Source organism: Pseudoalteromonas sp. 2CM28B (assembly GCF_023161935.1).
In genome coordinates, this window is the sequence record NZ_JALNTH010000025.1 from 1 (window position 1) to 13,358 (window position 13,358).

Consider the following 13,358-nt stretch of genomic DNA (forward strand, 5'->3'; position numbering starts at 1 on the left):
CTGTATGTTTACGAAACGCTTTTACTTTCATGAGAACTGACTCCTAAATAGGTGTCTACTTTTATGGAGTCAGATCATACAGCTTACAGCTTACAGCTTACAGCTTACAGCTTACACGCTAGTGCTTTTTCGCATATGCTTCGGCTTGCTTCCAAACCCTTAGCGTATTTTCGCTTAAAATCTTTTTAATGTCTGAATCGCTGTAGCCTCTGTCCATTAAGCCTTGTACTAGGTTAGGGTAGCTAGATACATCCTTTAAGCCAATCGGTAACGAATCGCCAACCCCATCGTAGTCAGAGCCAATGCCCACGTAATCAATGCCAATAAGCTCTACAACGTGATCAATATGATCAAGTACTTGCTCAAGGCTTGCAAACGGGAATGGGTTTTTAGCGCGGTACGCTGCATCAAAGTCTTTACTTGGCTTAGTGCCTTCTTTTTTAACGGTCTCTTTAGTACTTTTAAGGTCTTTGTACCACGCACCGGCTTTAGAGGTTACAAAGCTTGAGCCAAAGTTAATTTGAATAACCCCGCCATTCTTTTTAAGCGCTAATAACATGTCATCATTCATATTACGCTCAAAGCCTGGCGTGTATTTGCGCAGTGAAGAGTGTGAAGCAATAACCGGCGTTTTAGATAGCTCCATTACCTGATAAAACGCATCATCTGATATATGTGATACGTCAATTAGCATACCGACGTTGTTCATTTCAGTAATTAGCTTTTTACCAAATGGGCTTAAACCTTTCCATTTACGGCGAATATCGTATGACGAGTCAGAAATATGGTTGCTTTGCGAGTGCGCAAGTGTGATGTAGCGTACACCGCGGTCAAAAAAGTGCTGAAGGTTTTCCATTTTTCCTTCAATTGGCGAGCCATTTTCCATGCCCATCGCAATTGACAGTTTACCTTGCTCAAATTGCGCTTCTATATCCGCTGTTGAGCTAGCAATAGCAAATTTTTCAGGGGCACGCTGTGCAATGGCTTCCATGCTATCAATCATTTGGTTGGCTAGCTGGTAGCTTTTACCTTTGCCTTCAAATTCTAAGTGAGCAGGAATATAAATCGACATAAAAGGGGCGTTTAACCCCCCTTGTACTGCGCGAGGGTAGTCAAAGTCGCCGCCTTCGGTGGCTTTAGTTACATCAACCCATTTTTCGTGGATACGATAAGGTACATCAATATGGGTATCGATTAAAATAGTGTCTTTTGCTAGTTTTACTGCTTTGTCTGACGGGCTTTTTACTTGCTCTGCAAAGGCTTGTGGTGTTAAAGCTAGTGATATGGCTACCACTAGAGTGCTGAGTTTTATCATGTTTTGGCTCTTTGGGTAAAAAGCCATTGTGTACGTTCAGCTCAAAAGTTACAAGTGTTAGGCGTTAATCAAACGACTGTGCTTCATGCTCCTCGCTTTGCTGTGCTTTAAATTCATTTTTTGAAATAATAGTGACCGATTCATGTAGCTCAGAAAAAAATACCATCGCTTCACCATTTCTAAGCTGCTGATTAACCTGCGCTACTTTACTTTGAATACTCACTTCTTGCTCACCGTAATCGGTGCCTTCACGAAGCACGTAGCTTTCAATTAGGTTATAGAGGGTGTCTTTATCAAGTTGTTCAAAAGGGATAATCATAACTGCTTACTGCTCGCTTTAGTGGGGACGTGCTGGCCAAAATAATGAGGGACGGCTTGTTCAAGCCAAAATACTGGCCTAAACGGATTATTACCGCTAATAAACCCTACGTGGCCGCCTTTTTCAGAGACGCTCAGGGTAACATGCTCACTCACATCTTGCCTACTTGGCACAGCCTTAATCGACAACATTGGATCGTCCTTGGCATGAATTATTAACGTAGGAATCGCAATATGTTTTAAGTAAGGCATTGCGCTGGCTTGGCGATAGTAATCGTGTGCGTTTTCAAAGCCATGCAGTGGAGCGGTTAGTTGATTATCAAACTCTAGCAAATCGTCAATTTTCATTAACTGCTCAGAGGTAATAGGTATTTGCTGCTTGATTTGTGGCAATTTACGCTGCATTGATTTTTTCATTCTATCGAGCAAATACTTTTGGTAAATTTTGCCTAAGCTTTTACGAATAACATCGCTTGATGATGATAAATCATAAGGAGCCGAGACCACGGCTGCAGCACTTAAGGGGCAGTTTTCGCGCTCTTCGCCTAGGTATTTAGCCAGTACATTGCCCCCTAACGAAAAACCAAGAGCCATGATCGGGCGGCTGGGAAATTGCTCCCTTAAATGATTTATAAAAAAAGCTAAGTCGGCGGTATCACCACTATGATAAGCACGCGGTAAGCGGTTAACTTCGCTTGAGCAGTTTCTAAAGTGCATAAGTACTACGGCATAGCCTTGCTTTTTTAAGGCTTTCATCATGCCTTTGGCATAAAAGCTATTTATGTTGCCTTCAAGGCCATGTAAAACCACAGCAAGGGGAGCGTTTTCGTTATGAGGCAGCGACCATGCAAGTTCAATAAAATCGCCGTCGGGCGTATCAAGTTGCTCAAGTTCGTAGGACGTATTGTGAAATGGACGGAAAAAACGCGGCATTATGGTTTGAACGTGACGATTGGTCATCCACCATGCTGGTTTAAACTTATTGATCATGTTTGTACTACGCACTATGAAAAAAACGAAACGTTAGTGTACCAAATTTTTCGCTTTATAAAATAAAAAGCGCCTAATCAGTAACCTGAGTAGGCGCTTTGTGCGTCGTGCTTAATGATGCTCGGGAACTTCAGCCTCGCTAATTTTTTTAATAAAGTAAAAAGCGTAAAATAGGCAAAGAGAAATCACGACGCCTAAAATCCCAAAAGACATAAATAAAACAGGGTCGCTAAAAAAGTCTCTAAAGAATACGTTCATGATTAATCTCCTCGTTCAGTTGATGGAGACATCATAAAGTGACTTTGCAAAGCATAATGTGATCGAGATCAAACTATTCCCCTGCGTGGAAAAAGTAACCAAGTAAAGTTGATGTAGATCATGTTTTAGGGGCTATTCAGTTCCTACTACAGCGCCTATAGGCTTTGAAGAATCAATCGGCTTAAAGATTTTTTGCACAAAGAGAAAAAAATGAGAAGTAAATGAGAAAATATAGCCACAAGCCAACAGAGGCTAGGCTTATATTTCTAGTGATATTAGCTTGGCTTTTATTTTCCTCTAAAAGCGCAGCGTCTCTAATCCTCTTTGTGATTAATTGGCTTAAAGATTTTTTGCACAAAGAGAAAAGAATGAGAAGTAAATGAGAAAAGATAACCACGAGCCAACAGCGCCTAGGCTTATATTTCTAGTGATATTAGCTTGGTTTTTATTTTCCTCTAAAAGCGCAGCGTCTCTAATCCTCTTTGTGATTAATTGGCTTAAAGGTTTTTTGCACAAAGAGAAGGAAATGAGAAGTGAATGAGAAAAGATAGCCACAAGGCAGCAGCGCCTAGGCTTATATTTTTAGCAATAATAACTTGGTTTTTATTCTCCTCTAAAAGCGCAGCGTCTCTAATCCTCTTTGTGATTAATTGGCTTAAAGATTTTTTGCACAAAGAGAAAAGAATGAGAAGCAAATGAGAAAGATAGCCACGAGCCAACAGCGCCTAAGCTTATATTTCTAGTGATATTAGCTTGGCTTTTATTTTCCTCTAAAAGTGCAGCGCCTCTAACCCTCTTTGTGATTAATTGGCTTAAAGATTTTTTGCACAAAGAAAATAGAATGAACATTTAGAAGAGGGTATAAAAACTGACAGCCTAAGTGGCTTTCACATACAGCTCAATATTGTTTGGCTTTACAGCTTCTAAAAAGCTAAGTTTATTCGCTGTATCAATTAGTATTTGCTGTTGTTGCTTTTCAAGCTTTAACTCGGCGCTTAATAGCTCTTGGCGTATTTTTGCATAGTCGCTGATACTTTCTTGATTGGCTTTTAAATAACGACGAGCGGCGCGCAGTGGCTTAAGTACTTGCGTATCAAACTCATTAATAGACGCTATTAACGCACTGAGCTGCTCGGCATTAATACTTAGCTTAAGTGAATCTAAGTACAGCAAAAATAAGCACAGATTAACGTTTTTACCTTGCTGGTTTTGCAGTGCCAGCAAGGTTTGTTGTTGCTCTGGTTTTGCGTACAAAGCGCAGGCAAATTGCCAAAAGTCGTTTTTATTGAGCAAGTTCATCGGCAAAGGCCTGCTCTTTTTCTTCCATTTCTTCAAGCGCCATCAGTAGCTCTTCTTCAGTGTCGTTTACTTTAGGGGTAAGCGTTGCTTGCTTAGCAATTAGCTCTTTTAACTGGGCTTTGTTATCGTCGTTGTAGAGTGTGTTGTCGCCAAGGGCTACTTCAACTTCGCTAAGCTCTGCAGTAAATTTATCGAGCTGCTTTTCAAGCTTTTCAATTTGCTTTTTAAGCGGTTGAATGGCTTTTCTAAACTCAGCTTCTAGGCGCTTTTGCTCTTTACGGTTAACGCTTGGATTTGCTTTTGGCTCGTCAGGTTGCTGGCTTTTAGCGGCTTCTTTATTGGCATTGAGTAACCATTGGTAATACGCGTCTAAATCGTAACCAAACTGAGTGACTTTGCCATCATCGACTAAATAAAATTCATCGGCGGTGTTTTTAAGCATATGGCGATCGTGCGATACGGTAACCATGGCGCCTTCAAAGCCTTGTAGTGCCATTACTAGCGCGTGGCGCATTTCTAAATCAAGGTGGTTAGTTGGCTCATCAAGTAGTAGTAAATTGGGTTTTTGATATACCAACATGGCTAGTACTAAGCGGGCTTTTTCACCGCCCGAAAACGGTGCCACGGGTTCAAGTGCTTTATCGCCAATAAATGCAAAGCCACCTAAAAAATCACGCAATGATTGCTCTGTGGCCTGTGGGTTTAAACGTTGAATATGGGTCACTGCGCTGGCTTTTAAATCAAGCGATTCAAGTTGGTGCTGCGCAAAGTAACCTATATTTAAGCCATGGTGTTGAACCACTTTACCTGCTTGCGGCTCAAGCTCGCCCGCTAATAGCTTTATAAGCGTTGATTTACCCGCGCCGTTACGACCGAGTAACGCAATACGGCTGCCAGGAACTAGGTTTAGCGCGATATTATTTAAAATAGTGACATCGCCATAACCTGCTTTTGCTTTATCTAGGGTCATTAGCGGGTTAGGCAGGGCTGTTGGCTCGGCAAATTCAAAGTCAAACGGTGAGTCGGCATGTGCAGGTGCCAGCTTTTCCATACGTTCGAGTGCTTTAACACGGCTTTGTGCCTGTTTGGCCTTACTGGCTTTGGCTTTAAAGCGAGTTATAAACTGCTCAAGATGGGCAATTTGCTCTTGTTGTTTTTCAAACATTGCTTGTTGTTGTAACAAGCGCTCTGCTTTTTGGCGTTCAAACTGTGAGTAGTTACCTTTGTACACATTAATAAGCTGTTTATCGACATGCCAAATTTGATCAACCACGGCGTCTAAAAACTCGCGGTCATGAGATATAAGTACCAAGGTGCCTGTGTAGGCGCGTAAAAAGCGCTCAAGCCAGTAAACGGCATCTAAATCAAGGTGGTTGGTAGGCTCATCGAGTAATAGTAAGTCGGCATCGCGAATAAGTGCTTGTGCAAGGTTTAAACGCATACGCCAACCACCAGAAAACGCGCTTACAGGGTTTTCTATTTGGTGATTAGCAAAGCCTAAGCCGTGCAGTAATTCGCCCGCTTTTGACTCTATGCTGTAGCCTTTAATATTTTCAAGCTGAATATGTACTTTGGCTTGGGTGTCACCATCGTTTGTTTGCTCAGCATCACGCAGGGCAATACGCAACGCATAGTATTCAGGGTGACCTTGAAGTACATAATCAATGGCGCTTATTTCAAGGGCTGGGGTTTCTTGTTTTACAGAAGCAATAGACCAATCTTTAGGTATATTGCAATCACCCGCATCGAGTTGCAGCTCAGATTTTAATAAACTAAATAAGGTAGATTTACCACAGCCATTAGCGCCAACTAAGCCCACTTTGTGCTGTGGAAATAAAGTAGCCGAGGCATTTTTTAATAAGGCTTTTCCGCCACGAAGTAGTTCTATTTCTGAGATTTGGATCATGAATGCGTTACTTTACTGTGCCCTGGTTAAGTTGGCGCTATCATACCATAGAACGTATTGCTCTTATCAAGCGTATCAACATAGGAAGTTATACGATAAAATATGTGCAGTTCAAACCACAGGAAAAATGTTGTGAGACAAAAGAAGCGATTTATTGCTGGTGCATCGTGCCCTGAGTGTAAAGCCATGGATACCATGATGCTGTACAGAGAACATGATGTTGAAAAAGTAGAGTGTGTAGAATGTGGCCACAAAATGGCGCAACCCGATAACGCTGTTCAGGCATCTACTCGCCAATTTGAACAAGTAATTGGTGTATTTAAACCGGGCGATTAACCCGGTTTTATTTTTTACCCCCTTAGTAATGTGGCGGAGGCGGCTCTTGCATTTGCGACATTAACGACGGCTGCTGCGCTTCTTTAAGTTTTTCTGCTAGTAACTCAGTTTGGCGCTTCATTTTTGCAAGCTGCTGTTGGTGTGCTTTTAGCTCGTCATTTAATATTTCTATTGTTTCGTCTTGAAAAGCAACTTTTGCCTCAAGCTCCATTAAACGATTTTCAATTGTGTTCATTTGCTTCTCGTATTGTAAAGTGCTCTGCAATTCCGCTCGAGCTCTCGGTTAACAACGACTTGCCGTTATCTATAAACGTTACATCTAGCACCACAGCCGATTTAGGCTTACTGCCTTCACGTGGTGTGACTTGCCAAGTTTGAATTTTCTCTCCGCTGGGTAACTGCCATAAATCAACGCGCTTATTGGGCGAGCCTGTGGCCAGCAATGTACCTTGTTCGTTAAAGCGTACCGCAGTAAAAATTTTCTGACGCGCAATATACGCCAGTTTACTCACAAGATCACCTGTAGTCAGCTTCCATACATGTGCTTGCTTCATACTATCTGCGGTAAATGCGTAGCGACCTTGTGGGTCTAGGGTTACTTGGGTAACACGCGTCGGGTGATTAAAGCGATGAATTACTTGCCCTGTACGTGTATCCCAAAAATAAGCAACGTAATCGTTTGAGCCGCTTAAGGCATAGCGCCCATTAGGCGATAAATCAACGGTGTTTACTTTGTCTTGGTGACCTAAAAACTCAATGCGGCGTCCGGTTTCTAGGTTTAAAAATACCACTACGCCGTCGCTTCTGCCGTATAAAACACTGCGGCCTTGGTTACTTATCGCAATATCGCGAATAGTGGCTTGTTGAATTTTATAATAGCCGCGGTTTTCGCCGCTGCTAATATCCCACACGGCAAAGGTGGTTTTTTCGGCGGTAACGGCCACGCTATTATCAAAGGCAATAGCCACAGCATATACTAGGCTTTCTTGTGATTGCTGTTGAAACCATTGATATTTTAGCACCTGCTGTTGATTATCCCACAGGGCGACCCCATGGTGAATGGAGGAGACTAGGCTGTATTTACCATCGTTAGATACTGCCGAGGAAAACGCACCCTGTGCTGCGTGTTCAAAGCGTTGTGCAGCTTGCTGTTTTTGATCGCTACAAGCTAGGGCTAATAAACAGCTAAAAGCGATTAAAAAAGTACGAAATATCGACATATTACAGGTATTTCCTCTTAACTCTTAGTGACTGAGAGGTTAGACTAGGTCACGTTGAAGGCCTAGGGTGTTTGTCTAATCACTATAATAGGTTAGGTTTTAATTTAGTTAGTTATTAAACAAGCAGCCTATCATGTAGGCCGTTAATCTTTAACTAGTAATAATACAATAAATGACAACTGCAAAGTGTGTCGGAGATTTAAAATGAAAAAGACGATTAGATTGTCATTGATTGCAGCGTCGGTTTTAGCGCTTACAGCTTGTAATCAAGAAGCAAAACAAGAACAAGCTGAAGTTAAATTAGACACTGTAGAGCAGCAACAAGCATACGGTATTGGTGCATCAGTAGGTAACTTTTTAAATAAAGACCTAGCTGATAAATCAGAGATTGGTATTGAACTAGACCAAGCACTATTAATTCGTGGTTTTGAAGACGCGCTTGCTGGTAATGCAAAAATCGATGAAGAAAAAATCCGTGAAGTGCTAACTGAGCTAGATACATCAGTGCGTGCAAAGCAAGAAGCTAAAGCTAAAGTTGAGTCTGAAAAAAGCAAAGAAGCAGGTAAAAAATACCTAGAAGAAAATGCTAAAAAAGAAGGCGTAACAGTAACTGAGTCAGGTCTACAGTACGAAGTACTTAGCGAAGGCGAAGGCGAAAAGCCAGCAGCAACAGACGTAGTTAAAGTACATTACAAAGGTACTTTATTAGACGGCACTGAGTTTGATAGCTCTTATGCGCGTAACGAGCCAACTACTTTCCCTCTTAACCGTGTAATTGCAGGTTGGACTGAAGGTTTACAGCTTATGTCAGTAGGGTCTAAGTACAAGTTCACTATTCCTTCTGAACTTGCTTACGGCGATCGTGACCTAGGTAAAATTCCAGCTAACTCAACGCTTGTTTTTGAAGTAGAACTACTTGAAATACAAGATGACGAAGCACCTGCGCAATAAGCGGTAGCTTATAACGCAAAAAGGGACCATAACGGTCCCTTTTTTGTTGGCTATTTTATTAATCTGTGTGGTTAGAAAACAAATTATCTATTAGCTCATCTTCTAGTTCAAAACGCGCTTCTAACGTTTCGCCAAGTACCGACAAATCGTTATCAAACTCTGCTAATAAGTCCTCTTTATCTACTTCTGCGTATTTATCGTTAAAATCTAAAGCAATATCTGTTGTGCTAGAAATACGCGGGTAAATTGTATTTGCCAGCTCTTGGCTTTCAAGGCCTTTGCTTTCACAGGCTTTTGCAATGTCATCGTACACTTCAAAATGGCCGGCAGATAAGTAATCCATTAAAATTTGGCAAAATGATTGAATTTGTTCTGGCTCTGGTAAGGCGTGATCTTTTTTGTCGTATGGCGAAAACCCAGCCATTTTACAATAAAGTACAATTAACTCTTGGCGCTCGTTTAACCATTTATCAATGACAGTATGGCTACCACCCCATTTTTGTTGAGCTTTCTCTACGCGCGTCAGCATTACTGTTCTCCTAAGCTGGGTCACTTTTATGGTTAAATTTAAATTTTCTTATACATCAAGATATATTTTATTTAAGTGTATATCAACAAGTAAAAGGTATGAGCTGGTGCATGTGTGTATTTATTGTAGGTAAATTATTATTTTATTGCAGGCAAGAAAAAACCACCGGTTAAGGTGGCTTAATTTCTTGTTTTGGCCTGTTAATACAAGCTTTCTTATTGTTATAGAAGATTTTTGTTATTTTTATTATAAATATTTTTGTTATTGTTGTTTAAGATTTTTATTATTGTTCTTGTTAACGCGGGACAAACAATACCAAGGTTTTTGTTATGTTGCAAACATATTAACAAAAAGTTTTTATTGTTAGTTCTTTTTGGTTATTTAACACTCAAATGTGACTAAATAAGCAACAAACTAGGTTCTGTTAGCTGTAACACATGTTTTACGAGCTTAGCGATAGAGAGCCGGAGAATATGGTGGTACAATCTTGAACAATTTCTATAAGCCTCAGGATTATTTACGCTATGAGCGAATTAAAAAACGACCGTTATTTACGTGCACTTGCAAAACAACCCGTTGATGTAACACCGGTATGGATGATGCGCCAAGCAGGACGCTATTTACCAGAGTACCGTGCTACACGTGCACAAGCGGGCGATTTTATGAGCCTGTGCCGTAATGCTGAGCTTGCGTGTGAAGTAACACTACAACCCCTTCGCCGTTACCCGTTAGATGCTGCTATTTTATTTAGTGACATTTTAACTATTCCCGATGCTATGGGTTTAGGTTTGTACTTTGAAACCGGTGAAGGCCCTAAATTTGAAAACCCTATTTCGTCACTTGCTGATGTTAAAAAGATTCCTAAGCTAGACCCAACTGACGAGCTTGGCTATGTAATGAACGCAGTAAGTACTATTCGCCGTGAACTTAAAGGCGAAGTGCCACTAATTGGCTTTTCGGGTTCACCGTGGACACTAGCAACTTACATGGTTGAAGGTGGAAGCAGTAAAGTATTTGGTAAAATTAAAAAAATGGCGTTTGCAGAGCCGCAAACACTACATTTATTACTAGATAAACTAGCTGATTCAGTCATTGATTACTTAAACGCACAAGTAAAAGCTGGTGCGCAATCGTTAATGGTATTTGACTCGTGGGGCGGCGTATTAAGCCCGCGCGATTACAACGAATTCTCACTGCAATACATGCATAAAATTGTTGATGGTTTAATTCGCGAATACGACGGCCGTAAAGTACCGGTAACGCTATTTACCAAAAATGGTGGCCAGTGGATTGAAGCAATTGCAGCAACAGGCTGTGATGCAGTAGGTCTTGATTGGACTATTAATATTGGCGACGCTAAACGTCGTGTAGGCGATAAAGTTGCATTGCAAGGTAATATGGACCCGTCAATGCTTCACGGTACGCCTGATCGTATCCGCCAAGAAGTAGGCACTATTTTAGAAGACTTTGGCAGAGGTGATGGCCACGTATTTAACTTAGGCCACGGTATTACACCAGATGTAGACCCAGAAAACGCCGGTGTATTTATTAATGCAGTACATGAGCTAAGCGCGCAATACCACAAATAACAACCGTAGTATTAATAGCTATTAAAAAGCCCGCTAATTAGCGGGCTTTTTGCTGTGTAGTAATCGGGTCAAGTAAATAACCTATTTAATCCATTTAATGCCGCAACACGGTAGGCTTCTGCCATCGTTGGGTAGTTAAATGTGGTATTTACAAAGTAGTCAACAGTGTTGCCTGCCCCTTTTTGTTCCATAATGGCTTGGCCAATGTGAACAATTTCTGAGGCACGCTCACCAAAGCAATGCACGCCAAGTACTTCTTTTGTTTCACTGTGAAACAATATTTTTAAACTACCAACTTCTGTACCCGCAATTTGCGCACGAGCCAAGTGCTTAAACTGAGCACGACCAACTTCATACGGTACTTTTGCAGCGGTTAGCTGTTGCTCTGTTTTACCTACCGAACTCATTTCAGGAATGGTATAAATACCGGCCGGTATATCTATAATTAGCTTATCTTCGCAATTACCGCAGGCAATAGCATCGGCAGCTATACGGCCTTGATCAAATGCTGCACTCGCTAAGCTTGGGTAGCCAATTACATCACCTACTGCGTAAACGTTATCTACCTCAGTTTGGTACATTTCGTTGACTTTAAGCTGGCCTCGACCATCGGCTTTTAAACCAATAGCTTCAAGGTTTAGCGTATCGGTATTACCTGTGCGCCCGTTAGCAAATAAAATACAGTCGGCTTTTACACGCTTGCCCGATTTTAAATGCATTACAACGCAATCTGAGCGCGTTTCTATACGGTCAAACTCTTCGTTATGACGAATAACAATACCGCTGTTCCAAAAGTGGTAGCTAAGTGCGTCAGAAATTTCTGCATCCATAAAGGCTAATAAGCGGTCGCGTGTGTTTACTAAATCTACCTTAGCGCCTAAGCCTTTAAAGATTGAAGCGTATTCGCAGCCAATAACACCCGCACCGTATATAAGTACACGTTGTGGGTCGTGCTCTAGGCCTAAAATAGTATCGCTGTCGTAAATACGTGAATGGCTAAAGTCGACCTCAGGTGGGCGGTATGGGCGCGAGCCAGTAGCAATTACAATGGTTTTAGCGGTAATACGCTCTGCTGAGCCATCAAGGCGCTTAATTTCAACCGTGTGTTTATCTACAAAGCTCGCATCGCCTTGGTACATATGAATGCGGTTACGGTCGTAAAAGCTGCTACGTAAGTTTGACTGCTTAGAAATAACAGAACTTGCATGGCTTAAAATATCAGGAAACGTTAAGCGGCTAGGGCGCTCGCCAACATTAAAAAGTGGGTTTGCTTTGTATTCAATATAGCGGCTAACCGAGTGGCGTAATGCTTTTGAAGGAATTGTTCCCCAATGTACACAGCCACCGCCAACCGCTTGTTGGCGCTCAATAACCGCTACTTTTTTATCGTTTTTAGATAGGTTCATGGCAGTGCCTTCACCGCCAGGGCCCGTACCAATAATTATTGCGTCATATTGGTAAACTACGGGTGCTTTTTTTTGTTCTGGTTGTTTGGCCACAGCCACTCCTAAATTAATTAAAAGAGGCTTTTAATAACCTCGCATTAAGTGCTAGCCATGCCTGTTTTTGATTTTCCCAGGCGGCTTCCAGCTCATGGTATTGTGTCATTAATGCTGACTGTTCACACTGCTTTGCCATGTTATTTTTTTTAGCTTCTAACACTTGTTTTTGTAGTGAACAGTAATTTTGCAGCTTTTTCAGCAGTAAATCGTACTCTTGTTGTAATAATGTAAGCTTATCTTGCGCTAAAGGCAATTTTGAAAGGCGCGTTTGCGTTTTACTCATTAGCGTTTCGGCTTTGGCTTTTTCTATGCGCTCAACCGGGGTGCGCTTTAATTTACTGGCTAAACCGAGCGCTGCTAAAGAGCGAATCATCCATTTAGTTGGGTCGTAATGAAACCACTTAATACCGTTACGGTAATCGCTTGCAAAAATATGGTGGAAGTTATGGTAACCCTCGCCATAAGTAAATAGTGCTAAAAAGCCATTATCGCGCGCAGTGTTTTTCTCAGTGTATGGGCGTGAGCCCCAAATATGAGCCAATGAATTAATGAAAAAGGTAAAGTGCTGGCTCAATACTAAGCGCAATAAACCTGCAAGTAGTAGCATACCCCACACATCGCCTACTAATAAACCAAGCACAAGCGGTAAACCGACATTCATAGCTATAACAAGCTTTAAGTAGTGTTTATGCTGCCACATAACAATTTTATTGCGCTGTAAATCGCGACAATTACTGTAATCGTTATAACTGTCGCCTTGGTAATCACGTAGCATCCAGCCAATATGGCTGTACCAAAAGCCGTTAGTTGCGGCGTAAGGGTCTTTTACTGGGTCATCTACTTGGCCGTGGTGTATACGGTGATCGCTACTCCAGTGCAACGCACTGTTTTGCAAAGCAAATGCGCCACCAAGGGCAAAAATAAATTCTATTGCAGGGTGTACGTTATAGGCTTTATGCGCCCATAATCGGTGGTATCCGGCAGTGATAGAGAGGCCTGCGTAAAACATACAGCCTACAAATGCAATCCAATGCGCGCTGGTAAATCCGTAACTAATGCCGTACCAAGGTACAAGTGTGACAGCCGCCAAAAAGGTTAGGCTAAAAAATAGGACGTTTGTCCAAATAATCGGTGGTTTATTCATC

General features: G+C 41.6%; 14 protein-coding genes. 3 read left to right on the forward strand and 11 right to left on the reverse strand.

Annotated elements, in window-relative coordinates; all coding sequences use genetic code 11:
* Nucleotides 1–118: 118 nt before the first annotated feature.
* The 6 genes from MTN96_RS24765 to MTN96_RS24790 all read right to left on the reverse strand — a co-directional run bounded on the left by MTN96_RS24765 (nt 119) and on the right by MTN96_RS24790 (nt 6,086).
* Entirely contained in the window at nt 119–1,315 is a 1,197-nt protein-coding gene (locus MTN96_RS24765; protein ID WP_064384669.1) for a dipeptidase, read from the reverse strand.
* 64 nt (nt 1,316–1,379) lie between these two features.
* Nucleotides 1,380–1,634 carry a YheU family protein gene (locus MTN96_RS24770; RefSeq protein ID WP_248532981.1) on the reverse strand — a complete coding sequence of 85 codons (255 nt, stop codon included), beginning with the start codon at nt 1,632–1,634 and terminating at the stop codon, nt 1,380–1,382.
* On the reverse strand, nt 1,631–2,623 hold the full coding sequence (locus MTN96_RS24775; protein WP_248532983.1) for a hydrolase: 993 nt from the start codon (nt 2,621–2,623) through the stop codon (nt 1,631–1,633). The genes MTN96_RS24770 and MTN96_RS24775 overlap by 4 nt, the downstream gene beginning before the upstream one ends.
* A gap of 111 nt (nt 2,624–2,734) precedes the next feature.
* The gene (locus MTN96_RS24780; RefSeq protein WP_004589623.1) at nt 2,735–2,881 is read right to left on the reverse strand and encodes a hypothetical protein; all 147 of its coding nucleotides are present in this window, start codon (nt 2,879–2,881) and stop codon (nt 2,735–2,737) included.
* 876 nt (nt 2,882–3,757) lie between these two features.
* Nucleotides 3,758–4,180, reverse strand: coding sequence for a TIGR02444 family protein (locus MTN96_RS24785; RefSeq protein ID WP_248532984.1), 423 nt, complete (start codon nt 4,178–4,180; stop codon nt 3,758–3,760).
* Nucleotides 4,164–6,086 (reverse strand): ATP-binding cassette domain-containing protein, encoded by a 1,923-nt coding sequence (locus MTN96_RS24790; RefSeq protein ID WP_248532986.1) that lies wholly within the window; start codon nt 6,084–6,086, stop codon nt 4,164–4,166. The genes MTN96_RS24785 and MTN96_RS24790 overlap by 17 nt, the downstream gene beginning before the upstream one ends.
* A 132-nt stretch (nt 6,087–6,218) precedes the next feature.
* Between MTN96_RS24790 and MTN96_RS24795 the strand changes: the two genes are divergently transcribed.
* Complete coding sequence (locus MTN96_RS24795; protein WP_004589620.1) at nt 6,219–6,422, forward strand: YheV family putative zinc ribbon protein; 204 nt, start codon at nt 6,219–6,221, stop codon at nt 6,420–6,422.
* Nucleotides 6,423–6,444: 22 nt separating this feature from the next.
* Here MTN96_RS24795 and MTN96_RS24800 read toward each other — a convergent pair whose 3' ends face one another.
* Entirely contained in the window at nt 6,445–6,657 is a 213-nt protein-coding gene (locus tag MTN96_RS24800) for a SlyX family protein (protein WP_004589619.1), read from the reverse strand.
* Complete coding sequence (locus MTN96_RS24805; protein ID WP_024033936.1) at nt 6,644–7,642, reverse strand: WD40 repeat domain-containing protein; 999 nt, start codon at nt 7,640–7,642, stop codon at nt 6,644–6,646. The genes MTN96_RS24800 and MTN96_RS24805 overlap by 14 nt, the downstream gene beginning before the upstream one ends.
* Before the next feature lie 204 nt (nt 7,643–7,846).
* Here MTN96_RS24805 and fkpA point away from each other — a divergent pair, with 204 nt between their 5' ends.
* Nucleotides 7,847–8,593, forward strand: coding sequence for an FKBP-type peptidyl-prolyl cis-trans isomerase (gene fkpA / locus MTN96_RS24810; RefSeq protein ID WP_004589617.1), 747 nt, complete (start codon nt 7,847–7,849; stop codon nt 8,591–8,593).
* Nucleotides 8,594–8,651: 58 nt separating this feature from the next.
* On the opposite strand, the gene MTN96_RS24815 is transcribed toward fkpA, so the two are convergent.
* Nucleotides 8,652–9,122 carry an Rsd/AlgQ family anti-sigma factor gene (locus MTN96_RS24815; RefSeq protein WP_004589394.1) on the reverse strand — a complete coding sequence of 157 codons (471 nt, stop codon included), beginning with the start codon at nt 9,120–9,122 and terminating at the stop codon, nt 8,652–8,654.
* 524 nt (nt 9,123–9,646) lie between these two features.
* Between MTN96_RS24815 and hemE the strand changes: the two genes are divergently transcribed.
* Complete coding sequence (hemE, locus tag MTN96_RS24820) at nt 9,647–10,711, forward strand: uroporphyrinogen decarboxylase (protein ID WP_248532988.1); 1,065 nt, start codon at nt 9,647–9,649, stop codon at nt 10,709–10,711.
* A 68-nt stretch (nt 10,712–10,779) separates the two neighbouring features.
* Here the strand turns inward: hemE and sthA are convergent, their stop codons facing one another.
* Nucleotides 10,780–12,210: a Si-specific NAD(P)(+) transhydrogenase gene (sthA, locus tag MTN96_RS24825; protein ID WP_029774151.1), complete on the reverse strand. Its 1,431-nt coding sequence runs from the start codon at nt 12,208–12,210 to the stop codon at nt 10,780–10,782.
* Nucleotides 12,211–12,223: 13 nt separating this feature from the next.
* Nucleotides 12,224–13,357 (reverse strand): fatty acid desaturase, encoded by a 1,134-nt coding sequence (locus MTN96_RS24830; protein ID WP_054983308.1) that lies wholly within the window; start codon nt 13,355–13,357, stop codon nt 12,224–12,226.
* Nucleotide 13,358: the final 1 nt, after the last annotated feature.

Excerpts from the sequence above, each read along its gene's own strand:
- MTN96_RS24765 (WP_064384669.1), bottom strand. The coding sequence starts at position 1,315 with ATGATAAAACTCAGCACTCTAGTGGTAGCCATATCACTAGCTTTAACA.
- MTN96_RS24770 (WP_248532981.1), bottom strand. The coding sequence starts at position 1,634 with ATGATTATCCCTTTTGAACAACTTGATAAAGACACCCTCTATAACCTA.
- MTN96_RS24775 (WP_248532983.1), bottom strand. The coding sequence starts at position 2,623 with ATGATCAATAAGTTTAAACCAGCATGGTGGATGACCAATCGTCACGTT.
- MTN96_RS24780 (WP_004589623.1), bottom strand. The coding sequence starts at position 2,881 with ATGAACGTATTCTTTAGAGACTTTTTTAGCGACCCTGTTTTATTTATG.
- MTN96_RS24785 (WP_248532984.1), bottom strand. The coding sequence starts at position 4,180 with ATGAACTTGCTCAATAAAAACGACTTTTGGCAATTTGCCTGCGCTTTG.
- MTN96_RS24790 (WP_248532986.1), bottom strand. The coding sequence starts at position 6,086 with ATGATCCAAATCTCAGAAATAGAACTACTTCGTGGCGGAAAAGCCTTA.
- MTN96_RS24800 (WP_004589619.1), bottom strand. The coding sequence starts at position 6,657 with ATGAACACAATTGAAAATCGTTTAATGGAGCTTGAGGCAAAAGTTGCT.
- MTN96_RS24805 (WP_024033936.1), bottom strand. The coding sequence starts at position 7,642 with ATGTCGATATTTCGTACTTTTTTAATCGCTTTTAGCTGTTTATTAGCC.
- fkpA (WP_004589617.1), top strand. The coding sequence starts at position 7,847 with ATGAAAAAGACGATTAGATTGTCATTGATTGCAGCGTCGGTTTTAGCG.
- MTN96_RS24815 (WP_004589394.1), bottom strand. The coding sequence starts at position 9,122 with ATGCTGACGCGCGTAGAGAAAGCTCAACAAAAATGGGGTGGTAGCCAT.
- hemE (WP_248532988.1), top strand. The coding sequence starts at position 9,647 with ATGAGCGAATTAAAAAACGACCGTTATTTACGTGCACTTGCAAAACAA.
- MTN96_RS24830 (WP_054983308.1), bottom strand. The coding sequence starts at position 13,357 with ATGAATAAACCACCGATTATTTGGACAAACGTCCTATTTTTTAGCCTA.